Origin of the sequence: Paenibacillus qinlingensis (assembly GCF_013204845.1) — a bacterium.
Lineage (GTDB): Bacteria > Bacillota > Bacilli > Paenibacillales > NBRC-103111 > Paenibacillus_E > Paenibacillus_E qinlingensis.
Window position 1 is genome coordinate 265,780 of the sequence record NZ_JABMKY010000002.1, and the last position, 26,240, is coordinate 292,019.

Annotated in this window: 18 protein-coding genes; 1 reads left to right on the plus strand and 17 read right to left on the minus strand. The window is 44.2% G+C overall.

The window, feature by feature from the left end; translation table 11 throughout:
* Nucleotides 1-109 precede the first annotated feature (109 nt).
* From HQN88_RS04610 to HQN88_RS04630, 5 genes are read right to left on the minus strand one after another with little or no spacing between them, the layout of a single operon-like run.
* Nucleotides 110-709: an ABC transporter ATP-binding protein gene (locus HQN88_RS04610; protein ID WP_173109064.1), complete on the minus strand. Its 600-nt coding sequence runs from the start codon at nt 707-709 to the stop codon at nt 110-112.
* A complete protein-coding gene (locus HQN88_RS04615; RefSeq protein WP_173109065.1) occupies nt 699-1,616 on the minus strand; it encodes an oligopeptide/dipeptide ABC transporter ATP-binding protein in 918 nt (305 codons plus the stop codon). The genes HQN88_RS04610 and HQN88_RS04615 overlap by 11 nt, the downstream gene beginning before the upstream one ends.
* 31 nt (nt 1,617-1,647) lie before the next feature.
* A complete protein-coding gene (locus tag HQN88_RS04620) occupies nt 1,648-2,505 on the minus strand; it encodes an ABC transporter permease (protein ID WP_173109066.1) in 858 nt (285 codons plus the stop codon).
* The gene (locus HQN88_RS04625; RefSeq protein ID WP_173109067.1) at nt 2,502-3,494 is read right to left on the minus strand and encodes an ABC transporter permease; all 993 of its coding nucleotides are present in this window, start codon (nt 3,492-3,494) and stop codon (nt 2,502-2,504) included. The genes HQN88_RS04620 and HQN88_RS04625 overlap by 4 nt, the downstream gene beginning before the upstream one ends.
* Nucleotides 3,482-5,083, minus strand: a complete 1,602-nt coding sequence (locus HQN88_RS04630; RefSeq protein WP_173109068.1) for an ABC transporter substrate-binding protein — start codon at nt 5,081-5,083, stop codon at nt 3,482-3,484. The genes HQN88_RS04625 and HQN88_RS04630 overlap by 13 nt, the downstream gene beginning before the upstream one ends.
* 195 nt (nt 5,084-5,278) lie before the next feature.
* Here HQN88_RS04630 and HQN88_RS04635 point away from each other — a divergent pair, with 195 nt between their 5' ends.
* A complete protein-coding gene (locus tag HQN88_RS04635; RefSeq protein ID WP_173109069.1) occupies nt 5,279-5,716 on the plus strand; it encodes a DUF6376 family protein in 438 nt (145 codons plus the stop codon).
* A gap of 86 nt (nt 5,717-5,802) precedes the next feature.
* Here HQN88_RS04635 and HQN88_RS04640 read toward each other — a convergent pair whose 3' ends face one another.
* From HQN88_RS04640 to hepB, 12 genes are all read right to left on the minus strand, one after another.
* Nucleotides 5,803-6,240, minus strand: coding sequence for an SRPBCC family protein (locus tag HQN88_RS04640; RefSeq protein WP_173109070.1), 438 nt, complete (start codon nt 6,238-6,240; stop codon nt 5,803-5,805).
* Between the two features lie 5 nt (nt 6,241-6,245).
* Complete coding sequence (locus HQN88_RS04645; protein WP_173109071.1) at nt 6,246-6,743, minus strand: MerR family transcriptional regulator; 498 nt, start codon at nt 6,741-6,743, stop codon at nt 6,246-6,248.
* Nucleotides 6,744-6,881: 138 nt separating this feature from the next.
* On the minus strand, nt 6,882-7,400 hold the full coding sequence (locus HQN88_RS04650) for an SRPBCC family protein (RefSeq protein WP_173109072.1): 519 nt from the start codon (nt 7,398-7,400) through the stop codon (nt 6,882-6,884).
* A 53-nt stretch (nt 7,401-7,453) separates the two neighbouring features.
* Nucleotides 7,454-7,801, minus strand: a complete 348-nt coding sequence (locus HQN88_RS04655; protein ID WP_337995223.1) for an ArsR/SmtB family transcription factor — start codon at nt 7,799-7,801, stop codon at nt 7,454-7,456.
* Nucleotides 7,802-7,948: 147 nt separating this feature from the next.
* A complete protein-coding gene (locus tag HQN88_RS04660) occupies nt 7,949-11,116 on the minus strand; it encodes an ATP-binding cassette domain-containing protein (RefSeq protein WP_173109073.1) in 3,168 nt (1,055 codons plus the stop codon).
* Nucleotides 11,117-11,260: 144 nt separating this feature from the next.
* Nucleotides 11,261-12,889, minus strand: a complete 1,629-nt coding sequence (locus HQN88_RS04665) for a response regulator (protein WP_173109074.1) — start codon at nt 12,887-12,889, stop codon at nt 11,261-11,263.
* Nucleotides 12,849-14,702: a cache domain-containing sensor histidine kinase gene (locus HQN88_RS04670; RefSeq protein ID WP_173109075.1), complete on the minus strand. Its 1,854-nt coding sequence runs from the start codon at nt 14,700-14,702 to the stop codon at nt 12,849-12,851. Before HQN88_RS04670 ends, HQN88_RS04665 begins: the two co-directional genes overlap by 41 nt.
* 125 nt (nt 14,703-14,827) lie before the next feature.
* Nucleotides 14,828-15,700 carry a carbohydrate ABC transporter permease gene (locus tag HQN88_RS04675; protein ID WP_173109076.1) on the minus strand — a complete coding sequence of 291 codons (873 nt, stop codon included), beginning with the start codon at nt 15,698-15,700 and terminating at the stop codon, nt 14,828-14,830.
* Nucleotides 15,694-16,656 (minus strand): ABC transporter permease, encoded by a 963-nt coding sequence (locus tag HQN88_RS04680; RefSeq protein ID WP_173109077.1) that lies wholly within the window; start codon nt 16,654-16,656, stop codon nt 15,694-15,696. The genes HQN88_RS04675 and HQN88_RS04680 overlap by 7 nt, the downstream gene beginning before the upstream one ends.
* An 80-nt stretch (nt 16,657-16,736) precedes the next feature.
* A complete protein-coding gene (locus HQN88_RS04685; RefSeq protein ID WP_173109078.1) occupies nt 16,737-18,356 on the minus strand; it encodes an extracellular solute-binding protein in 1,620 nt (539 codons plus the stop codon).
* Nucleotides 18,357-18,467: 111 nt separating this feature from the next.
* Entirely contained in the window at nt 18,468-19,946 is a 1,479-nt protein-coding gene (locus tag HQN88_RS38285) for an S-layer homology domain-containing protein (RefSeq protein WP_173109079.1), read from the minus strand.
* Between the two features lie 47 nt (nt 19,947-19,993).
* Nucleotides 19,994-26,068, minus strand: coding sequence for a heparin/heparin-sulfate lyase HepB (hepB, locus tag HQN88_RS04695; protein WP_173109080.1), 6,075 nt, complete (start codon nt 26,066-26,068; stop codon nt 19,994-19,996).
* Nucleotides 26,069-26,240: the final 172 nt, after the last annotated feature.

Sequence of the window (26,240 nt, forward strand, 5' to 3'; positions counted from 1 at the left end):
TTTGAGATTTTTTCAATAAAAAATCGAATCCTCTCTTCATGAAGAGTGACTCGATTTTCTTGTTGGATTTTATGGAAACAGTTTGCTTCGTTATTTTCGCATAAGTCAATCAACGCATAAACTCCACGACCCTATTGCATAATCTGTTCACTAATTGGCGCTCATGGCTAATCACCAGTATACTTGTATGATTTCGCTCAGCCCATTTCAGCACCGATTGCCAAATTTGTGCTTGCGTAATGGCATCGAGCATCGTAGTCATTTCATCCGCGATCAAATAACGAGTGCCGGAACCGAGCGCCCTAGCGACACAAATCCGCTGTAACTCTCCACCAGATAGTTCGCTAGGATAACGATTTAACCACTCTTCCTCAATGGCTAGCTCAGTTAGCAAGTTATCGTCCATTGTTCCAGACTCCGCTAAAGTTCTCCCCAGCTTCCATTTCGGGTTCACTGCCTGTTCAGGATGCTGCAGAACTAACTGCACTGGGTTTCGTACGCCTGAAGGAATCGGACCGCCATCAAGAAGAACATGACCTTCAGTAGGTTGAAGGTGTCCCGCAAGTAATTTCGCAAGCGTAGATTTGCCGCAACCACTTGGCCCGACAAGCCCGACGATCTCTCCAGCTTCCACCCCAACATTCATGTGCTGCAAAACCCATTTCCCTTTGTTATAGCGATAACCAAGAGATTTCCCTTCAAGTGGCATGCAAACACCTCACTTCACCGTTTCTAAGTGTTCGCGGCTCTGGTTGTAACGCTTCGCATTCAATTGTTGCAGACGAACAACGCGGAGCAAACACGCAGCCTTTAGGTAAAGAGTCCGGTAATGGTTGAGAACCGGGAATTGCGACAAAGTGTTGGCCTGGGAGCGCTCTCCATAACGCTTTCGTGTACGGGTGTCGTAATCGCTCTCCATTTCCCGTAAAATCGCTGCGAAGCGCAATTTCTACAACCGTTCCTGCATACAATACAGCAATTCTATCCGATACAGTTAGCGCTGCCTCGATATCATGCGTGATCAATATCACCGCGCAGCCATCATCCGCCAACTGACGGAAACGACTCCACGTCTCCGCCATCGCCAAAGTATCAAGTCCAGGCGTTGGCTCATCAGCGATTAACAATCGAGCTCCGCTAACGGTTGCAGTCGAGACAAGAATTTTACGCGCCATGCCGCCAGACAACTGAAAGGGAAACCATTTTGCCACATAATCAGCGAGATTATACTTGTTAAAAGCCTTCCGCCTAAGTTCCACTGGATCACCTTGACGAACGGATTGCTGGACTTGCTCCCCAACACGTATTAAGGGGTCTAGATACGCTACAGACTGTGGGATGAGCGCGATTTCTTTCCCTCGTATCCGTCTTTGTCTTTCAGGGGTCAATTCTTCGCCTTTAAATTGGATACTTCCCGAAACCTGTGCATTATTGGGGAGAATGCCTAATATCGCATGCGCGAGTAGACTTTTACCAGAACCGCTGGAGCCTACAACGGCTAGAATCTCATGCGCTGCAACGGAGAGATGAAGATTATGTATCGTTTCTGTATGTACCTGTCGCATCCGGCGATCCCACCGATTAAACCGGATGGATAGCCTGCTAATTTCTAGCATAAGCGAACTCCTCTCTCTTCCATTTCCGTCCTTATTTATCATGCGTATGTTGTGGATTCACGAAATTCTTTAAATTTTCACCTAGCAGTGCAATAGTCCGTACCAATACTAACAAGCACAAGCCAGGAAACAAGGCTAACCACCACAGACCTGAAGATAAATAACGCATGGATTCTGATAAAATAATACCAATAGCAGGCTCATGTGGCGATAGACCCATCCCGAGAAAGGTAATCGAGGCTTCATGTAGGATGGCATGTGGAACAACTAGAATGATGCCCACCAATATTTGTGGAACTAGATGAGGTAGGAAATGTCTCGTTGCGATCCACCAACGGGATTTGCCGAAATTCCGCGAGATAACAACATAAGGTGCCGTTTGAATCTGCATAACCTCGGCGCGAATAACCCTCGATAAGGCTGGCCAATGCGTCAACGCGACGCCGATGATAATGCCTTTAGCCCCCCCGCCTAGCACAAATGAAATCAAGAGCAGCGTCACTAAATGGGGCACGCTAAGGAATAAATCCGTCAACCAATGAATAAAACGATTCACAACTGGACCCATGACGGCAGCTGTAAGTCCCATAATACTGGCAATAACTACACTTGAAATACCAGCGGTTAGCCCTACTTTTAGACTCAGTAGTAATCCTTTCAATGTGCGGGTAAACATATCTCTGCCCAACCAGTCCGTCCCAAAGGGGTGCAAGATGGATGGCTCTACATTACGCTGTGCCAAATGAGTCGCTAGACCGGAGTCATCCCACCAAATGGACATAACCGTCAAAGTTAGTAATACGAATACAGCAATCATACTGGAAATCCATAATCTCAGTCGGTGATGAAGCTTGGGAAGCCCCATTCCAACGCGCAAAATCTGCTTCATGAACGACTCCCCTCCTTCATCCTCGGGTCAATCAACCGATAACTTAGATCAGCCATCGCATTTCCTGCGTACACAAATAAGGCACTAAATAACACAACGCCCATTAACAACGGGATGTCGCCGCGAAGCCCGGCTTCTACAGCTGCTTGTCCCAAACCAGGATAAGAAAATACTTGCTCAGCTAAGACGGCTCCACCGAACAGTTCACTGAATGACGCGAATTGAAGTGTAATAGCCGGTAAAGCCACATTTCTCAGCCCATGTCTCCAAAAAATAGTGAATCCTCGCTCGCCTCGAGCTCTAGCAAACAACCAGTATTCTTTTTCTGTCACATCGATTAGCTTTTCTCGCGTATGCAATGCAATGGCTGCGATCCCTGTCACGCTAAGCGTCAGCACTGGGAGGATCATATGCCGAATTCGATCTATGAAGTGAACCTGATCCGAAGTGGTGCCAGCAGGAACAGCAAGTCCTACGGGCAGAATGCCTAGCCATACCGCAAATACAAGCATAAGCAGCAAGCCGACCCAGAATGTTGGTGTTGAGCTAAGGGTATAACAGTACCAGCGAATACATCTATCGACCCACGTATTTCGATTCATGGCGGCTACTACGCCAGACACGAATCCGATCAGTCCGGACAAAATCCATGCAGCCCCCATAAGGGCTAGTGATGCGGCGAAACGCTCCCCGATCACCTCTAACACAGGCCGACGGTAAATCATAGATGTGCCTAAATCGCCACTCAATATAGCGCTCAACCAAGACCAGTATCGCAGGAATGGCGGATCATGTAATCCCCAATATTGCACGATGGCCTCGCGCTGCTCTGCACTAACCCTCATCATATCGGCGCCAACATAAGCTTGAATCGGATCAATTGGAGATAAGTGAACGAGCATAAATGAAATCGCACTCACAGCAAGCAGCAGTAGTCCTAAACCTAGTCCTTTACGTAGGATAAATCGAAAAAGTTTTATGAATTCCATCGCCATTCCTCAATGTTATCGGTGACTGGCCAACCATGTCCATGCGGATGAATCTTTTGTTTACCGATATCGAGACCAGATTTAACCAAATAGAGATGATCTAGATTCACTAACCATGCCCATGGCGCATCACCGTTAGCGCTTAACCCCGTTTCGCCATCCCATTGTGCCTTTTTCCAAAATGCCCAAGCATCTTTCTCATTCGTTGCCCGTAATGCTTGTGTCATATAGGTTTCAACCTTTGAATTGTTGTAATAGCCAGGATTGTAATATTCTACGCCGCCAAATTTATTGCTGTAGACATTATACATCTCCAGCGGATCATGGCTGCCCCAGCCCAAAAGGACCGGACTCGCATGCATCTGTTTCTCAATTTCATCCCAGCTTTTCCCCTCTGCCTTAACCTGAATACCTAGAGGTTTCAGCATATCTGCGGCAGCAATGGCAAGCGATTGACGAGTAACATCACTAGAAGGATAAAGCAGATTAAACGCTGCCTTTAATGCTCCTTTTTCAACAATGCCATCATTATCCGTATCTTTCCATCCGTTATCTGCAAGGAGCTTCTTCGCTGCACTCATGTCTGCATCCGTGATGACGGACTCTTGATTAAACCATGGGAGACCATCATTTAGAGTATAAGCTGGTGTACCATGACCTTCAAGAATACCTTGCACTAAGCTTTTTCTGTCAATGGCGAAATTAATAGCCTTCCGAATGGAGGAATCGGCTGTAACATCATTACCTATTGGATAGCCTTCTTTCGTTTTACTACCTGCTTTCACATAAGGAAACATAATGCCGCGATTGTCGACAGTTCTAACAGCTTTCAATTCCATTCCGCTCACCGCTTGTTTACTAAAAGCTGCTGGTATGGCAGCCATGTCAACCGTTCCCGCCTTCGCAGCAGCAAAAGCAGCATCTTCACCTAGGAAGAGGAATGTGATTTTTTGAAAAAACGGCTTATTCCCGTAGTAATCTGGATTAGCTTCCACGATCAATTGCTGACCTTTATCCCATTGAACTAATTTATAAGGCCCTGAGCCAATCGGTTTCAGCGCATAATCTTTGTCATGATCATGCTTGGGAACAATACCAGTTGAAACTAGCATTTGTGTAAACGTTGATTGGGGTTCTTTGAGCGTAAACTTAACCGTCGTTTCATCAGTGACTTCTACGCCTTTTAAGTTGCTCAGATCGATGGATGAACCGCTTGATGAAGCGACTTGGAAGGTATATTGAACATCTGTCGCAGTTAGTGGTTTACCATCGCTGAACTTGGCGTCATTTCGTAGTTTTACTGTCCAAACCATGCCATCCTGACTTACTTCATACCCTGTAGCTAAATCATTGACAACATGTAATTCTTTGTCTCGTTTGAGTAAGGTGCTTTGGAATAAGGGTGAACCGTAGCGCCCCCATCCCGTTGTGGGATCAAAACCTGACTCAGGCTCTCCCCCAATGGCTAGAACAATCTCCTTCTTAGCTGATTCAGGCACTGGCTGAGGCTTTGTTTTCGTACAAGCAGTTACGAAGGTTAGTACAGTCAATACAATCAGAATCATGGATAATCGGTGATTCAAATTCATCTCTCCCCTCAATGTTCACGTGTGCAGTGTTACGATTTGATAAAATAGTAACACAAGTTGAGCTGGAAATGAACTTATTTTTCCATTTTGCCGATAAGCCCAGCGATGCTTGAAACCCGCTTTCTAGAAAAACGTAATAAACAACAAGAGGAGTGTTTTCTATTCTGGAAAAAGAACCGTAAGGGAGTGAAAAACATGAGGATACGGATGTTACTATTTGTAGTTGTATCAACCCTTCTATTGAGTGCCTGTTCGTTAGTGGAAAAAGTAAACAGTTCGTTGGATTACGTAAATCTGGCCACTGAACATATCAACAAATTGAGTACTTTTGCTCAACAAGCCCCTCAAATGATGAAAGATGCAGCCTTGAATCCAGAGACCAAACAAGCACTCGAAAATCAATTAATCGGGATAAAAAATGACATCGAACAATTTAATTTGAAAAGTGTCCCAACGATCGCAAAGGATATTCATCAACAATTGGTAGAAAAAAATAAAGTGTTGCTGGATGAGATCAATAACGTGTTAGTCAATGGTCATTTGGCACTTGATTCGCTTCAAAATTCACAAATACTCACAACAATTAGTGATATTACAAACTTCATCAATCGAATTCAAAATTTAGGATCTTAAGAACTTCACACTGGTGTGAGGTTCTTTTTTTTATAAAGAACGCAATAAAACCGGCCTCTCGGCCGGTCTGTTTTATCGTTGATCTATTAATTTTCCAACTGCTTGCCCAGATTGTCCAACATGATCGTAGTCCCATGTTCACGTTGTTCAGGTGTATCATGGCCATCTAGAAAGACGCCTTGTTCAGTAAAAATCAGCTTGGTACCTGTTCCCTCAGGCTTGAACTCGACAGTTGTCACAGAACTCGACATCCGCTTCTCATCCATATCCAATGTGTAACTATAAACAATGCGCTCATTCGGAATAATATCTTGATACGTGGCATCAAAGGTGAAGATGGGTCCACCTGGAGGGCCTCCTTGACTCTTTTCCTTACCACCAACCCGGAAGTCGAATTCATCGGCTTTGGAAAACCACATCTCTTTTAGTTTAGGATCCTCCCAAGTAGCAAATACACGTGTCGGCGAGGCTTTATAGATGCGTTCAACTACGAAGGTGTTATGTACGGCAGTTCGTTCATTCATACTTGTCAGCTCCCTTGTTTTGAATCATCGGATTTCCCGTCTAGGAGTTCACCTAACAGATCTAAGCGGCGTTCCCATGACAACCGACGTTCGATAATCAATTTCTCATGACTCTTCTTCATGGTTTCCAATAATTTGGTGAAGTCATCAACCGTCACAGGTTCTTTCAACGACATCAGATTGGATACGTACTCTAATTCGAGTAAAAGATTCTGCTCCATCCGAATATTTTCTTTCAGTCGGGCAATTTGCAACGAAACGATCTCCAGTGGACTGAATTGCTCGCCTGTTAATACGGACCTGACCTCATCTAATGATAATCCGAGCTCTTTTAACGATAAAATTTGCTGTAGCCGCGACAGATCTCCCTCATTGTACAATCGATGTCCCGATTCGGAATGTGCTGAAGGCGAGAATAAGCTGATTTGATCGTAAAATCGCAATGTCCGTATCGTAAGTCCTGTTAGTTTAGCAAGCTCTCCCACTTTCCAAAGCTGCTTCATAATCATCTCCTTTAGGCTGTGCTAGCTGTTTACCGGTAACTATACTATAAATCATGACGTTACGTCAGGTTCAAGTGTTTCGATGATTTCTTTTGTCACACTGAAAAAAGGCCGCAAATTAGCGGCCTTATGAAACGTTTATGCACTTTCTTGTATAGACTCCAAATGTTCACCAAGTCTGTTCCAAGTATCCGTGATACCTTCCATCATGCCCATATCCAGCACCTGTTGCAGGCTTTCAGCTGATGCATATTCTCCGCGGTTAATGAGCTTGGTACCCGTTTCTGTTTCGATGAAGGTCAGCGTAACGCGCGTAGATGGCATGTTTTCCGCTTCATTGCCTTCTGCATCGGAGAAAAAGTCTACATACACTATTTTCTCGGGTACAACAATCTCGCTGTAAACTGCCTTACCCCATGATTCCATGCCAAAGTAATCGCCCTGATTCTTGTCTTCGCACTTCATGCAATAATGCCAAACTCCGCCGACGCGGAAATCAACATGACATACTGGAAGTGTCCAACCTCGCGGTCCCCACCAATGTTTTAGATGTTCTGCCTGTGTAAATGCCTGGAAAACCAGATCACGTGGAGCATTGAATTCACGCTCAAGAATAAGAACTTTGTCCTCTACTGTAGAAACCATTTGATTTGTCATGTTAAACTTCCTCCTCGAATTTTCATTATTTTGTATAAAGTAATCTTATCTGATTAATCTTGTTGTTCTTTCCGTACATCCTTACCCTGAAGTGTCTGTAAATAGTCATCTAGACGGTTATATCGTTCTTCCCAGATGACGCGGTAGTTCTCGAGCCAATCGTTCAACTCTCGGAAAGGATCTGGCAACAGCTTGTAGATACGGCGATTTGCGTCCACCCTTACCTCAACAATGGCAGCTTCACTAAGGATGCGTAAATGTTTGGATACTTGAGGCTGACGCAATTGCAGCCGTTCCGCGATTTCCCCTACTGTGAGTGGCCGTTCACGCAAAAGATCAACAATTCTCATGCGGTTAGGCTCTGCCAATGCACTCATGACGTTAGGATTCATGGTCATCATCCGTCCTCATGCTGTAATTGCATGTGTTTCTCATTCGTTCTTGGAAGTTTTTTCTTACTGAAATCAATATACCACATTGGGAATATTCTCACAAGTGAATATTGAAAAATAAGAAAAACGCTAACCACGAAGGTTAGCGCTGATTAGTCACTTCAAGCTATGATAAACCGCCATCATATCTTGTTTATTCAGTTCACGTATACGGTTGTAAATCGGTATATCTGCAACAGACTCGTTCACTTTGCTTTTATCAACAACATCACTAACTTTGCCAGTAAGCCATGTTTGCACAGTTACGCCATCGACGATTTCCTTGCGTCCCTCATCATTGATGCCACTAACATAACAACTTACACATGGGACGGATAATTTCTGTACACCATCATGAAGTCCATCCTCGGAAATGACTCTCTTACCGCCACAGAATGGGCACGGATGACTTCCTTTGATTTTATTAATTTGGGTAACAATTTTATTGTAACCAAATGCTTCATAGACATAAGTGAGTTTTTTATATTTTCCATTCGTGAAATACTTATCAATAATAGTTTCTCTTGTTTCCATAATATTGGCAAAATCACAGATGGTTATCAAGTTTTTGGAGCTGATCGCATCAAGATTACCTTTAATCCCATCCCAGAAAGGCACGGCATTTTGTAAAACCACTTCATAACCCACAAAGCTAGCAAGCTCTAGCTCGTACATTTTAAGGGCAACTTGTGTTTCCCTTGGCAATAACGAGACATCTTCCGAAAGTGCGAAGTCTCCGCCAACAATGGATCTTAATTGCTCTAATTGTGGCAAATTCCCTACGGCTTGAATGACCTTATCTACAGGTTGCTGAATAATTTCGCGAATATCCGCGCCATTAAATTTTAATTTCTTATGATGATTTAATACAGTTCCATGACATACAGGGCAGGTGATCATTTCTCTAGAGGCTTTCATTGCCTCTTTAATCGTCAGATTTTTCGAAATAACCATATACCGTCCGAGGATAAGATTAAAACCTTCCCACGTTCTCGATGCCTTACCCGCTTTATCATAAAATGACTTTTCCCAATATCCATATAGGAATGTATTCTTTTCTGCTTCTGTCATCTCATGATAACTTTTACTAATATCGTGACCAAGTTCATTCTTGATCTCTTCGAAAAGGAAGTGCAGCTTCGCATGCTGATAGTATTTCAAGACATCCATCACTTCTGGCAATAATAAGCCATCGAAAAATGGCACTGTTTTATCTTGAATGAGCACATCCATATCGAATCTTTCAATGACACGACGACCCGAGCAACATGGACAATGATTATCTTGATAATAGAAATCGAAGCTTCTTGTATCTTTATTGGTCGGATGAGAAGCTACAATATGGTTGATTAGCCCGCCGATTTCATAGAGAAAGCTATATTGACTATATAGGTGTCGTTCAAGATCAATCGCGATCACAGGTGCAATTTTGTCAGATTCATATTCTCCATAGATCAATCGAGCCATCGAAGATAAGCTTTTTAAAATGCCGCCCTTATAGATGTTTTCTGCCTGTTTAAAATAGTTGATCTGATTTTCTTGTAAGTGTTGAATACCTTTTTGTTGCTTAAGAGCAGAAGAAATATGCAAAGGAGCTGAATGATCTTCCTTATTTTTTAGACGATAGTAGTCATCATGAGAAACAACATCCAGATGCCCAATCGGTTCCTGCCGTCTTTTGCCAAAATCAACGATAAAATCAGAGCTTTCTAGCATATAGGCATTATGTTCAATCATCAGGATTGAGACCGATTCATCTTCCAGAATGACCCTCACGCTATCGATGAATTGGTTTAAAATATTTTGCGATAACCCTTTCGAAGGTTCGTCAAAAATAAACAGCGTATGCGGGTTTCTCGAATTCGCGAATAACTCCGATACTAAATGAACACATTGAAATTCACCCGTGGATAACGACTGTGTTTTTCTTTCTAATGTCAGATAGCCAAGACCAAGTTTATTCAATAAGCTCAATCGTTTACGAGCGATATCTTCGTTCGGCAAATCTTCAATAATATCTTCAATTGAACGTTGAAAAATATCATCCTCTGTTTCTTCGTTATACTTGGTTAGTTTCTTCTTAATATCAAGAAAAGTAGCAACGGTTGACCGGCTCGTGATCGATTGATTGCGATCTTGTCCAACCATGACCAGTTTATCTTTGGGATAACGTTTCTGAAAATCTTTGGACATACACTCATTCACGAGTGTTGATTTACCGCATCCTGACTCGCCAGTAAAGGTGACTAATCTATTCTTGGGAATTTGAATTTCAGCCATTTGAATATTCCGACAATAGAGGTCCAGAAATTGATAAAAGTCAGTTGGCGCCGCCGGGTTTTGTTCCCAAAGGACTGGTTTAGGACGCGGTGATTCTTCGACAATTTTCCCGCCATATTTCCCACTGCCTGGTCCGAAGAACAATTGCTCATCCGTTGTATCCAGCACCGTATCGGAATGATCAATGAGCCATATTTGATTCTTATAGCCTAATTGTTTTATTTGTTCTAGAATTTTCAAAAGCGTTTCATGGTCAAGACCAACAGAGATTTCATCAATAATAATGACCGTATTTTCACTGGTAGCCATGAATTCAGCCAAATAATGACGAGTTAATTCACCACCTGATAATGTTCCCATAATCCGATTTAAGGTTAAGTAACCGATATTCATAGAGATCAAATTTTGAAGAATATGCTGCTTGGCTTCACTGATATGTAATTCTTCTGCAAGAGAAAGGATTGTTTCAATGCTTAAGTTATTGATATCGGAGATGCTATGTAGTTCATTCCTTAGATTCAACTTATATTGCTCAACTTCGGGATTATAGCGCTTCCCTTTACACTTGGAACATTCAACATTTTGTGTTGTGCTGCGCCCTTTACAATCCGGACACCAGCCTAAAGGGTTATTAAAGGAAAATACTTCTGGAGATAGATTGAATTGTTCGGCCATACGATCGCGAATCTCTTTGAAGACGCCAGTATGTGTGCCAATGGTTGAACGAGGATTGGATGAAATCGATGATTTTCCGAGAAAAAGGACTAGCGGCATGTCCGCCATCTTGATGGCACTGAAATTTGTTTCCATAATCTCAGGAAATAGATACTGATATTCAGCTTTAGGTAATAGGGAAACGAGACGTTTCTTGGATTCTTCCCCGATAGTCTGACAGAAAGTTGTTTTACCCGATCCAGATAAACCAGCAATACCTAATGATTTATCTACGGGTATGGTTGCATCTAATCTGTTAATGTTATTCGAAATTAATTGATTGATTTGCATGTGTACATCCTTTCTATTGGTTATACGTATTGCTTCCATATTAGCACATTCTCTGTATTGTGATGCAACTACTGCCATGGTATAGTTTCGCGGCTATTAGCGTAGCCAGTTGTAACCCGACACCATTTGGTGTCGGGTTACCGTTTATGTAACTATTTTTTTATTCTTCACATCAGCGGGTGTAACCCCCCACATCTTGCGAAATACTTTTGTGAAATAGCTGAAATCCCGATATCCCAGAAGGTTTGCTGTCTCTGATACTTTCATGCCATCCGTCAACCACTGCATAGCCAGTTTCATTTTGCGTTCCACGATATAAGAAGTAAAAGATTGCCCCATATGTTGCTTAAATAACCTAGATAAATAAGAGGCATTAATATATAACTTGCTTGCTACCTCATGCAGACCAATATCTTCATCGATGCTCGCTTCGACCAAACCAATCATTTTACTAATCAGTTCGTGCCGGCTTTTATTCTTACTTTCGTTAACATATAAACAGATATGATCTACGATCCCATAGAGCCATTGAAGCGTCTGTTCTTTGGTAACTAAGGCACGAAGATTATGAAAATAATCGAAATGATGTCCGACAACTTCCTTCAGTGGCCACGCTTGTAATTGGATAAGATGAACGATGAGTGAGCTTAGGATTAAAATATTTTCGTGCACCTCGCCGCTTGACTTTGCCTGTTCCACATGAAGATAGAACCATTCATCGATTATCGCGATGGCCTTATCTCTTTGACCAGACTCCAAGGCATGAGCCAGCACCTTTTCCATCTGAATATCAGAAGCTGGAGCGTTATGCGGTTGTCGCTCGTCTCGATAAGGGACGACGATATCGTGCCCGTGCACCACTCTTTCTTTTAACGCATGAAAAGCTTCTCGGTAAGAATTGCTCACTGACATTTTCTTGTCAACAGCTCGGCCGATACCTGCGCTTGCGGTTGTCTTCAGAAACTCCTTAAATACAGACAATAGCCTAGTCATATGCAGGTGAACTTCCGCCATGAAATCATTCACCGGACGAAGTTCCTTCTCCTTATATGAAGATTCAAAGAATACAAGCACCGTGGCCCCATCAGATTCGGAGAAAATGAAGCAAGGTACTTTATCCAGAAATTCTTTTGCCATCCCAAGCAAAGAGATTTTCAGTAACGTGATATCCTCAGCGATAAATCTGCCATTCGAGTTAGTCAAAGGATCAGGATCGACGACCGCTACAGTCCATAAGCCATCATATGGAAGAGTAATCATTAATTCACGACTGCGCTGTTCGATTTCCCATTCCGCATATTTTCCTGCAGTCCAGTTTTGATAAAATAAGTCCTGAAGCCTTGGCAAGTGCTCCATCCACTGCTTTTGCATTAATTCCTGGTTATACTTTGCTTCCAAATCCTGTCGAATGATTTCGCGTGCATCCAATACCGCTTGCAGCACATCGGCATTGCTGGACGGCTTCAGAAGATACTTCACAACATGAAGCTCAATTGCGGTCTGCGCATATGTGAAATTATCATGCCCGCTAAGCACAATAATTTTCACGAGGGGATCGGCTTCGCGTATATGTTTAGCCAAAGTCAACCCATCCAATTCCGGCATCTGAATATCCATGAGTACAATATTTGGCTTTACTTGCTCAAATAGTCTGAATGCATCTGCTCCATTATCCGCTGTAGCAACCACCTCAATCCCCTGCTCTTCCCAAGGAATGTTGTGAGCGATATTATTAAGAAGCCGTAATTCGTCTTCCACGATCATCAGATTCATAAGCACCTCCGATTGGGATCCATAAAATAACAGTGGTTCCCTCATTTTCTACACTTTCGATTGTCAAATCTGCTGACTCGCCGTAATACAGTTTAAGCCTAGCTTTTACATTCCATAAGCCGTATAGATCGTTCCTTCTTATTTCTTGCACCCATGCTTTTCCTGTATATACCGAAACCTTCGCAAGTTCATCCCGAATATAGCTAAGTCTCTCTGGATGAATACCTTTTCCGTTATCGGACACTTCCAGACGAAGATTCCCTTGATCCAATCGACAGTCGATCCTGACAAGTCCATCCTTCTTCTTTTGTTCCAATCCATGCAAGATCGCATTCTCTACAATCGGCTGTAGCAGCAACTTTAAGACGAGATAAGGCTTGCATGTTTCGTCAACCGTGATGGACACAGAGAGTTTATCAATGAACCGTAATGCCTGAACCCGTAAGTAATATTGAAGATGTTCAATGGTTTCCTCAACGGTGAACTCATCATGGCCTTTACTTAAACTCAATCGGAAAAATTTGGATAAATTAAGCGCCATTTCCGTTATCTCTTCGGCTTCATAATTTTCAGCCATGCTATATATGGTATCCAGTGTATTATAGAGAAAATGCGGATTAATCTGCGATTGAAGAACACGAAGCTCCGCCTTCAGCCTAAGCAGCTGTTGTTCATAGATGTTCTCGATTAAATGCTTCTGCTCCAACGCCATGTCGTTGAAAGCATTCATCAAATATCCGAACTCATCCTCTCGCTTGTTCGGCAGATTCGTGTCCAGTCGGCCAAGCCGTACCTGCTTCATCCCATAAGCAAGCGAGCTCAGAGGCGAAGCTATGCCCCGATAAACGATCCACGAGATCAATATCGTCAATAAGAAGCTCATCCCGATAATAATGTACATAAACGTCCTTAACTGGTTTAGTTCTGCATACATGGCAGTAGCGGGTTTAACCATAATAACCGTCCATCCAGAAATGGATGAACGGTAACGTACTAACATTTCCGATTCACCCGTTTGCTCGGATTTGCGAATCAGCATGTTTTCCGTATCGTCTGACCATAAGGGAGGAACTTCATTTGTGCTCGTTCCTGCAATTAAACGGTTATCTGAAGTAAGAAGATAAACGCTTTCATAGTTGTCATTGATAAGCGTATCGAGATGCTTCCTAATATGATTGGCATCCAAAGTGATCATCAGTACATGTTTGCGGTCACCTGGTTTAAACGGGTCCATCGTGCGCATCAATGTGATATAACCCGGTTGAAACGTTTGGTCTAACTGCTGATATGAATTGAATTCGCTTGTCCGCGGAAGTAAGAGCTGACTCTTGCCTCCGGACTTTAATAAATTCATATACCAGGACTGCTCTGGCAACTCGTCCATCCTCCTGCCTCCGTATTTAGAAGATAGGACGGTTTGGGAGTACGCATGATAGATGGATAATTGCGCTAAATAAGTGTTGACAGAATTCATGTTCGACAGCTGCAAAAGCACTTTTTGAAAATCCATGGTCATCTCGGCAGTCAATTGCGGTTCCTTGCGGTTCAATAGTTCATTCAGATTGGTATCAGTAGCGAGCACCATGGACATATTCTCGATATTATCCATCGTCAAATCGATGGCTTCCAAAGCGGAAGACAGTGCGACCGTTGTTTGTTCGTTTACTTTACGCTCCAAAATGTGTTCAGAACGAAGACTGGCAAACATACTGACTCCAATCAACGGGACGAGAATGATCAGAAAATAACTCGTTAACCGAAACTGGACAGATCGTTTATACGCCTTTGTAATCCTTGTGAGTAAAGCGACCATTTGTAACTATACCTCCGATGTGAAGGATGGATGAAATCAAACAACTATGAACATAGTTTAACATATAACTAACATAGGGCTGCGGCTATTCGGAAAGTTCCGACTATGCCGAGCCCTTTATATCACTATCCCTTGATCGCACCGATCATGACGCCTTTTATGAAATACTTTTGCAGAAACGGATACACAAGTATAATGGGCAGGATCGCAACCGTTACTGTCGCCATCTTGATTGTTTCCGGCGGTAATTGCGCCAGATTCGTCGAGTTCAGCGATAGTTCCTGGCTCACGCTTGGTGTCTGAATCATGTTTCGCAAGACAACTTGTATGGGAGCCAAACTCTTTTCCGTTACGTACATAATGCCCTTGAAATATTCGTTCCAGTGACCGATCCCATAAAAAAGGCCGATAGTTGCCATAATGGGAGCCGATAATGGAAGCACAATTCGAAAAAGTGTTGCTAATTCACCGCATCCGTCAACGCGCGCAGCTTCTTCAACTTCCTGTGGAATTCCTTCAAAATAAGTTTTCATAATTAGAAAATTAAACGTGGATACCATCCCAGGCACGATAAGTGCCCAGACTGTGTTGTACAAGCCAAGTCCTCTTACGACTAGATAGGTGGGAATCAATCCACCATTAAATAGTAAGGTGAAGATGATAGCCAACAATATGCCGTTCCGCCATGGTGTAGATCTCTTGGAAAGCGGATAGGCCAGCAGCGTAGTCACAAGCAGATTCAAGAAAGTGCCCACGACAGTGACGAAAACCGTTATTTGTAAAGCATCTGGAATCCTTTTACTTGCGAATATTTGCTTATATGCATCCAGCGTAACCGAACTCGGCCATACAATAAAACCGCCATTACGCAGAACCTCCGTATACGGCGTTACCGACATAATAACCACGAAATACAGTGGAAACAACGTCGATAAAGCAAATAATGCCAGTACCGTATAAAGTACAATGTCGACAAGGCGATCTACTTTGGTTACCATATGCCTGAACCTCCGACTTTTTTGGCTATTTTGTTCGCCCCTAGAATGAAGACCAAACCTATAACAGATTTGAAAACCCCTGTTGCCGCTGCGAGGCTGAAATCCAGCTGTTCAAGTCCTTGTCGGAAGACCCACGTATCAATAATATCACCAACATCGTATACCCTCGCATTCAGAAATATATAGACCTGATCGAATCCTGCATCGAGAATGTTACCCATCCGAAGAATAAGCAGCAGTATGAATACCGATCGTATACCGGGCAGCGTAATATGCCACATTTTCCGCCATCTTCCTGCCCCGTCCACAACAGCAGCTTCATACAACTCTTGATTGATCGTCGCAAGTGCAGCCAAGTAAATAATGGCACCAAAACCTACATTTTTCCACAAATCAGAAACAATTAGCAGTGGGCGGAAATAATCTTCATCCGTAAGCAGATTCAGTTCGCCCCATCCCATATCGCGTACAAACGTTGATATTAGTCCCGCTCCAGGAGCAAAAAAGGAAAAAACAATTCCATAAACAATGATCCACGAGAGAAAGTGTGGACCATACGTAATGGTCTGCACAACACGTTTAAACCAAGGGGAACGGATCTCGTTAAGCATGAGCGCTAACAACATATCCGGAAGCATATTGAACGCAATCCGATAGAAGCTTATTAACAGCGTGTTTTTCATAATGAGCGGAAAATCGGGGGACTTAAAGACAGTTACAAAATTATCTAATCCAACCCACGGGCTTCCCCATACTCCCTTAAGGAGATTATAATCCTGAAAGGCAATCAGGATTCCTGCCATTGGCACATAATGAAATAACAAATAATAAAGCAGACCGGGAATCATCATAATGATCATCCATTTGCTGCGATAAATTCTTCTTAGTGATTTACGCAATCCGGTGCTTTGCGGGGTGGCAATCGATTGCTTCGTCGCCGTTATGTTTCGGTTCATTGCCATTTCTCCCTTTCTTGTCAGGTTGCTTTCCGAGAAGAAGAAAACCCTGCATTCAACAGGGTTTTCTTGCCATTATCTTACTTGAACTCGCTCAGTTTTTTATCTTTCATGACAGAATTGATTTGATCCGTATACCCTTGGAATATGGCTCTTCCACTGAACTTCGTCATGAGTTCTTCACGGTATTGCGGCCATTTATCGGCGTTCTTGTCTTCAAAGATCATTTTAATGTGCAACTTGTTCATTTCCTTGCGCAAATCACCGATATTCATCCCCTGTGGAGGTTGGAGCGAAACAGGCGGAAGCGCGTCATGTTTAGGGAACGAAGCCACCGTTTTCAATATAGCTTGGTCACGTGGGGAAACGCGTGGATCGTTAATTTCAAATCCGAGAACAGCCGGCTCTTCCGGTGTAAAGAAACGATAGATGCCGAGCCAGTTGCCCGCATTCGCGATATCTGCATCAAACGCTTCCGGAACAAGTGTAATTTTCTTGCCATCCCTCTTATAATGCTTACCGTCTTGACCATAGTGGGTCAATAAATATCCTTCTTCACTAGCCAACCAATTCAAAATTTCGAAAGATCGTTTGATGTTTTCCGGCTTTTTCTCGACTACCGTTTTGCCGACCATTACGGATGTTTCAGGTACACCATTTTTCCAGATCGCAGGTTTATCCGGGAACGGATTGAATGGCTGCCAATTCGCTTTGGGATCAATAGCTTTTGTTCGGGCTTGAACACTGTTCGGAGTGCCTTCCAGCGCGACATTCTCAGTTCCACTGAAGAAAATCCCTATTTTATTCTGAACCGCTTTATCCAAATGTCCAGGAGATTTACTTAAGAACCAGTCCGGGTCGATAATGCCTTCATTCGTCACATTAATAATATCCTGAATAACTTTCTGAACACCTAGGTCAGTCCGATTATCAACGAAAGTGTTATTGGCGATTTGGAAATCAGCCACAAATCCGTTGGCCAGCCACATTGGGAAATCAAAAGGTACGCTCGCTCCATTACCTGATACCGAGAAACCATACGTATCTTTTTTACCATTCCCATCCGGATCGCCATTGGTGAATTTGCGCATAACCTCAAGCATCTCATCGTAAGACTTTGGAGCTTTCAGATTAAGCTTTTCTAACCAATCTTGACGTACATACCACGCTGGATATTGATTTCTTAAGAAAGGTAGAATCCCACGGTTGATGTTCATCCCTTTCATCTGGAATGATTCTAGCTCTTGTTGCTTGACCCATTTGAAGTAGTTAGGCATCGTTTGTTGATTGAAATAAGAGGTCAAATCAGCCAACAGCCCGTCTGTCGCATACTTTTGCGATGCAGCGGCATCCCCGATGAAAATATCGGGTATATCGCCGCCAGCCAGCTGAACATTCATTTTATTCTTATAGTCCTCACCTGCAACAAAGTAATCGAGCTTCAGATCTACATTAAATTTCTCTTCGATTGCTTTTTTAACAAAGTCCTTGTCAGCCGCAGGCAATGTCGCATTGGCAAATTCGGTCCCAACCGGAATCATGAAGCGAAGATTGAGTCTGGCTGGTTTGGTATTTTCTGTAACTGCTTTCGTATCACTGCTTACTGTTGGCTTGCTGTTCTCTGCCGTTTTGCTGTTCTCTGAGCACGCTGTTGTTAACACACATAATCCCGTTAGTATGACAAGTAAAGATTTTTTCACCTTTCATCACCTTCCAAAGTTGTTATCTTGTATTCCCTTACGTTTATTATCCTTTAAGCGCTCTTGAATTCATAGATGAGCAGTTTGACATTCGATTGGTACTTTTTTTACCTACAAATGTTCCAGCAACCGTAAAATGACAGCCATTGACTCCGCCCTTGTTGCTTGTTCTTTAGGGAAAAAGTGGTTGGATTTCGCCCCTTCGATAATACCAAGTGCCCTTGCCTGCTTCACCGCTGCCAAAGACCAGTCGGCCATATCTCCAGCATCATCAAACGCGGTTTCCCCTCCTTGTGAGTCAACAACAGTACTTGGCAGGGAATCTACATTCACATGGAATTTTGAAAAAGTGCGCATCAGCATAACGATCATTTCTTCCCTCGTAATGGGCTCATTAGGTCTAATAGATCCCGAATCGGCATCGATGATACCATTATGGACGGCAGCAGTTATGACGGGGTTGTACCACGCCTCCTCCTCAACGTCGCGAAAAGACAGACCAATCGGGTCATGGGTGCTCATACCAAGAGAACGAACAAGAAAAGCAGCGAAACTTGCACGCGAGACCGCAGCTTCCGGCTCAAATGTATCCATGCCTGTTCCTTGAGCAATATGCTTTGCCGCCATGTGTTCGATAATAGAACGAGCCCAATGGCCTGATAAGTCCTGGAAAGAGCGATCGTACGCCATGATTGCGTACATCCCTGATTGCTTCGCAACGAACGACATCTCTATGCGGTTCTTATCGAGCTTGCCTCCGACATACACCCACTTTTGGCTGTTCATATCCAAATGATATACACCAAGCATATGGATATCCTTACTGTCTACATCCTTGACGGATAGAACAATTTTCGACTCATTTGCTGTAAATTGAATATCAACGAGTTCGCCGGCTGGATATAAGCTACCAGGCAGGCCCGATTGCGAAGCGGTTATCCGAAAGTATTCGTTCGCTTTATCCGGGGATACAGGCAGAAGTACCATCCTTGCGTTCGGATCAATTGCAGGCTGTGCAGGTGTTGGTGCTGCTGTTGATGTTCCTGTTGATGTCGGTGATGCTGTCGGCTCTTGTGTAGGCATACTACTGTTTACAGCTGACAGATGTAACTCCTTATCCTTCTCGATGGTCACACTTTGAAAACTAGAATCAACGAAAACAATCTTACTAAGCTTCAACTTGATATCCCCAGCTTTGAGGATTTTGAACTTAAATTCACTTAACGTTCTACTACCGCTATATCCAGTTTGCTTGCCCAACAGGGTCGAGGCAAAATGGAGGACTGTGCTCCCCTTCATTGAAGGGGAGGCATCATATCCATTCCATCCGGCTTTTACTTCAACAAGAGCGAGCCTATCTGGTTCAAGCTCCACAAATGCTTCGAAGGCTACCAAATTCGACAACCTGCTGCCTTTCAATGCAATCGTAAAATTATCGCCAACTCGTAACACAGTGGCAGCCGCACCCAACTCGGCATCAGCTTGAAGATCGCTTGCAGCAACAGCCGCCTCGATCCTTCCATGAGCAGGTGTAGCCATCAGCAGTGTCAAAGATGTGGTAATCAGCAGAATAACTTTTTTCCAATCCACGTCATCACCTCATCTTTAGTCTTGATAATCGGTTGCTGCATGCCTATCTAATTGATTCGCGTCGCCACAAAAGCAAGGTCGATCAAGTCGATTGTACCGTTTCTATTTACATCCGCAGCTCTCAGCTCACTCCATGTCGAACTTGTGTTGTCAATTCCCAGATTGTATGCCACCTTAGCAACATCGCCTATTGTTATGCCTGATTCTGATCCACCAACCAGGTTTCCGGTGCCCGCTGTAATTTTGCCGCTTTCGAAAGCTGCAATTCCCGCTTCCAAATCGGTAACAGCTTGATTGACCACAGCTTGAGTTGCAGCAGCATTATCCGCTACTGCTTGTGCTGCCGTAATCGCCGCTTGGAGTACCACTTTTATAGGATCTAAATTTCCTGGAAAAAACTGACCATTTTCTATACCTTCAACCGCGCTATCGTGGAAGGACGCAGCAGTTGCAATCACTGCAAGCAGAGCTTCTTTCGAAACTGCATTCAGAATGGTTATCGTCTGCAAAGAATGGCCTATGGCTGTTTCTTGACCAGTGCCTTCCGCAGAAACTGCTCTAATGACAGATATGATGCCGCTGCCGTCAGGCAATCCCGCTTTCGCACTGAAATTCATTTGAAATATGGATGCTTCACCATTAATAACACCATAAGAACCCGAATTGGCAATGATATATCGGACAGTTCCCGCTCCGGTGTCATGTTCCCAATTCGCAATGACAGATCCTGAACGGTTATTATCAGCGCCTTCATAATCGAAAACGTTTTCATCATATTGGATTGTTATGTCAAGAGCGGAAACATTGGATACATTTTGAACACCCAGCTTAATCGAGAAAGAATCGCCAGGTTTTATAGGACCAGCAGACGATAAAGTGGCAGTAGCCGTTAGACCTGAAATAATGGAAAACTTCACGGTCGAAATCGTCTTGTTCCCGGCTTGATCCGTAGCCGTGGCTTCCAGCTTATGGTTGCCTGATCCGTTGATGGTTCCTCCCGCAGTCCACGCTGCTCCATCCAACTTGTAGGTTACACTGGCAATGCCGCTTAATGTATCAGATGCCACAGCTACAGGGGTAACGTTGCCGTAAACGCCGTCCTCGGTGACTCCACTCCATGCAATTGTTGGTTTAACCGTATCAACCGCAATGACAGCCTGCTTGGCGGGCTCGACATGTCCCGCATGATCCTCGGAGCGGTATTCAAGCGTCTGAATGCCATTGCTGCTCAAATAAACAGAATCTGTCACCGTAGTCCAAGCACCGCCATTCAAGCGATATTCCGTTTTCTTAACGCCTGAAATCCGGTCGGTTGCCTCGAAATTTACCGTTACAGCATGATTGTTAAAAGTCCCTGCTCCTACATCTCCATAGATAATAGCTCTTGTTGCAGGAGCCACATTGTCGATCATGCCCATTGGTGTGAGCGTATAGCTGCCCGCTGGTGCACGAAAGGCCAACACTCCGCCTTCATCGCTTACTTCACCAAACTGATCGGATTGCCCGGCTTTCAAAATACGCCATGTCCCCTGTTGTAAATCAGCCACTGTCACCAACATCTCCGATTGCGAGCCGTATGTAGACAGTGTCACCGTTTCATTTAAACGTTTGCCGCTTTTACTGAACCAGACCGCACGGTCTGCAATCTGCGCGCCAGTCATCAGTTCTGAATCTAACCGCTGGCTAGGCAACGTCACTGTTTCTCCGCTATCCATCACCTGCATAACATTGAGGAAATAGTCCGTTTCCGCTTTGATTTTCGGTGTAACCTCGACCCGATATGCCCCTTGCTCAGTCGTATCCTGCCCTGCCGGCTGACCTGTAGCCACATAAGGCCATTGGTCATAGTTCTTGCCAAACCCTACAAAGTTATAATCGTGTTCGCCAACCGCTTTCACTGAAGGATCCAAAGGCAGCAGTGTTTCGTTGACCAGCTTGCCAGAATAACCGCCTGCATTCGTTGTTATGGTCGCAATTGAGCCATTCACTACAGGCTTCTCCATACTGTGAAGCAGCCAATATTTATTAAAATTGCTGTCTGCCGATACCACTTTATCGAAGACAACCATAGCGGCCGGGTGCGTGCTGTCTTTCAAATTGAGAAACATCATCGAGCGCTCAAATTGCTTTACTTTATCTGAGTAGGCCTGAGTCAAATCTCCTTTGATGTAGCTGTACTCAGGTGTAAGGGGATCTGCTCCATACTCTTGCCCCGTTACTTTCGCTCTGTTGTAGTCCTTGCTCACGAGATCATCAAGCGACCTGGCTTCAGCATAGGTACTATTCCCCCAGCGTTGCCCGCCGTCATTATCCAGTAATTGTCCCCGATATGCGGGAATTTCAGATGGATCGTACACGAGCATTGAATTGTGAGCAATGGTTCTTTTATAATAATTGCGATCATGAGCACTCATATAATCTTGCGTAACTTGAGAACCAGGCGTTAGAACACCTCTATACATACCGCTGTCCACCGCAAGAGCCCCCTGATAATACAGCTGAAAGCTGCCCATATCCAAATGCTGATGATTTCCGAACCAATAACCGCCCATTTTCATCTCTGCAACGACGGATGGCGAATTTTTGTTAATAGCGACCGGGTTATCCCATCCGGTACGCGCCACCATGGATCCCATCGGCGAGCCGAAGTATTTGGTAAGCGGCAATTCATCAACCGGACGACTCACGATATTTGCCGGTAGAAGCAGCATCTCCATCACTGAATCAATCGTTCCCGGCACATATTCTTTGAGGAACATATCCCGAATATAAGGGTTTTCATACTGAGAGGCTGCAAGCATCGATTGACTCAGATATTTCCAAGTTGTATTCGGAAGCGTATAGAGATCTTGATACGAATCCCCATCACGCAGCAGTTGTCCATCCGGCCGGCGAGTGTAGATAGCTCTCATCAGAACTTCCCCTTGCTTTTCTGAAAAGATATCCTCATGTCCCATACGGCGCATAATGATCTGCGAATACAGCTCCGGTTCATATCTCCCTTGCATACCGTAGGAGTCACCTTGATGATGCATGCCCGATTCATACCAGAAATTGCGTACGGGAGCATATTTGTTGAAAATCGGTTCTGCAGCTTTATTGTAAATTTCGGGATCCTCGTCATAAACCGCGACGCCAGCCGCAAACAGGTCTTTCATCACCATACTCTCGCTGGGATGACCTTCCACGGCATTCGTTATCAAATTCGTATATCCAATTTCCGAATATTCCGCCATAGCCTTTATCTTATCTCTGAACGCCTTTCGATCCCCGTCGGACAGCAGATCGTAACACCAATCATATACGATGGCAATCGCGTTGATCGTACTTCCGATTTGATTATATTGCTCAGGGCTTGTGAAGATAATCGAATTCAGAAAGTTCTTCATGATGGAGATCGCTTTATTCCCCTGCTGCACGTCTCCTAATAACACATATCGCAATGCAGAAGCCTCGATGGCCTCACGAATACTTTTGTTATAGTTAGGTCCAACCGACGGCAGTTGACCCACATTAGCCGGTCCCATACCTAGATCGACACGAGTCCATTGTTCACCATCTGCCGATACATCAATGTCAAAGTACGCGTTGCGTACGTTTCCTCTAAACCAAGCCAAGGCAACGGCATGAATGTATTGTAAGGAACCTAAATCATACTTTAACCATACGCCTGAACCTTCTGCTGTCCAATAGGTTGTCATATTTCCATCAATCGATTTCGTTCCGTCATAGTCGCTGCCATTCGCTGCGCTCCACTGCACATTTTGAATGGGTAGGCTTGTAAATACGCCAGCTTGCTTCTGTCCATATATCTTCGTTTCCAGTATGGAATTCCACACACCTTGACTGGTTCCTCTGCCAACGATTCGCACATAGCGGGCCTGCTGTACACTCGGCAACTCATAGGTTTCAAGCTCCTGGGTTGTGCCGCTGCTCTTCGCCGTATAGGAACCTGCCTCGCTCTTACTGATGACTTGATCCCATACTTTTTGGAAAAGGGGATCCGTCATCTTGTCCTTAATCCCTTGGATATCCGATTCTCTCAGGTACAAACGGGGATGTACGTCCTCCGGCGGCTTGGGCATCGCTTCTAGTGATACCGTTTCTTTCACCGGCATTGCGATCACTTCATCCGTCTTATCCGACTGCCATACAGCAACTGGAGAGGTTGTCGGAATGTAGCCCGTCCGCTCCGCTTTCAACCTGTATCGACCGTTAAACACCTGAGGTTGTATGGTAAACGAACCATCAGCCGACGTCGTAGCCGTACCTAGCACCGTTGTAAAGGTAAGATCAGCATCACCAAATAATTTCACAACTGCCCCAGCTATGGGAGCCTTGGAACTGGCCTCAAACAATTTGCCGCCGATTGTATACCACTTGACTTCAGGATCTTCAGACATCGTCAGAACTGCATTTCCAACACCGGAAGTAGAAACCGTAAGAGGCTTCGTCACCGTAATAAGTCCGGTTTTTACCGCTCGCAACACATAACTACCGCTTGTAATAGCGTTAAATGTGTAGCTGCCATTCACGCCCGTAACGCTGCTGGCGATCGGGTTAAGAAAGCCTGTATCGGTTGCATCGTACAATTTCACATCGACCCCGGAAATCGGGGATCCGACCCCATCCAGTACCACATTTCCGTTAACTGGAAGCACCACATACCCGGAATCAATTAACATAGTTAGTTCCGTATTTCCAATAGCTGATGCCGAAACCACAATCGGGTTGCTCACCGTTAAGTACCCTGGTTTTATTGCCCGTAGCACGTAACTGCCGCTTCCAATGGTATTTTCAAATAAATATTTTCCATTCGTTCCCGTACTAGCAGTGGCAATTGCGTTGAGGAAACCGGTATCGCCTGTATGATACAAACTCACATTCGCACCTGAGATTACGGCCCCTGTATTGTCTCTTACTAATCCGCTGAACTTACGGTCCATCTTCACATAATCGATATCAATTGTTCCTGTATTTTCTACCGTCTCCAACGTGAAATTATTCAAGCTGACAAGCCCGTTTGTCGAAAATGTCTGATCTTTAATAACTGCCGAATTCGCATCAACTCTTACCGCCGGCGGTTTAATATACGTTCCTGCCTGAATGAAATCACTCGTCATATAGGTATCATATTTCTTGTTATCCAGATCAATGGCAAAACGAACCGTATACCATTTATCCGAAGCCAGAGGCCCATTCCCGTTCGGAATGTCATTAAAGGCTGTGGCACTTACCACTTTGGCCGGGCCGGCCTTCACAATCCGGAGCTGAGCTGCTGGCTGCAACACGCCTGCTGCGGTTTTCCCCATCACTTTCAGGTTAGCAGCCAGCACCTGGTTCGTCAGTGGCGAATCAGATACATAGCGAAACCTAGTCTCGAATTCATAACTTCCGTTTGTAACCGGCTGAAAAGTACGAGTTGCAACAACACCCGCATTTGACCCTTGCTGGTCATGAAGTGTTAAACTACGGTTCCCTCCTCCTGGCATATCCGTTACTGTTACATCCCCTTCTCCGTAAGCCGTGTATGCATTTGGCATCGATCCGACAGAAGCATTGTCAAACGTATCGTGAAAGGGCAGAACGGCTGGAGCGCTTTCATACACTCTGATTTCGTCGTAATAGCTCGTCCCTGTATTTGAATTTCCTGTGTTCAAATAAATGCTCCACTTCATCGCATTGGCTGGGGCATCCGCCGCAATGTTAATGCCCGTCCATGCGCCGATCGGGGTAAACACATAGGCCATAGGAGGAGTTCCAATCACATTATTCGCGCCATCATAGAATCGGAGATTGACTGTCGTCGTACCGGATGCCAGATATACTTGACCGGTTACCGTGTAGAAATTCCCAGGTATGGCATCCAACCTTGTACTCTCCACGGCCACGGTTGTGCCGGCGCTTGCATCTACAACTTTTAAACTATTAGTGCCCGAGAATTTCTGTTCAGCGCTAACCGAAACACCCGTTGATCCAACCGTCTGTGTCCATCCTATCAAGCCGTTCTCAAATCCTCCATTGATAATCTCCGTTTCAGCCGCTGACACAGTATCCGAGAAAACAGGGATAAAACCAAGGAATAGAACAAAAACCAGCCATATACTTAACAACTTTCTCATTCTTTCACACCTTTCTTCATAAATTTGTCTATTGGTCTTTCCGAAGACCCAAATTTCAATTTTCGACTCATCAAATGGTTGGGACTAACCCCTTGCCAGTATGTTCTTCTTTTGATTTTAATTATTAAGGATATGATCTTCTATTCATAGAGGAGTGATTTGACTTTCAAAT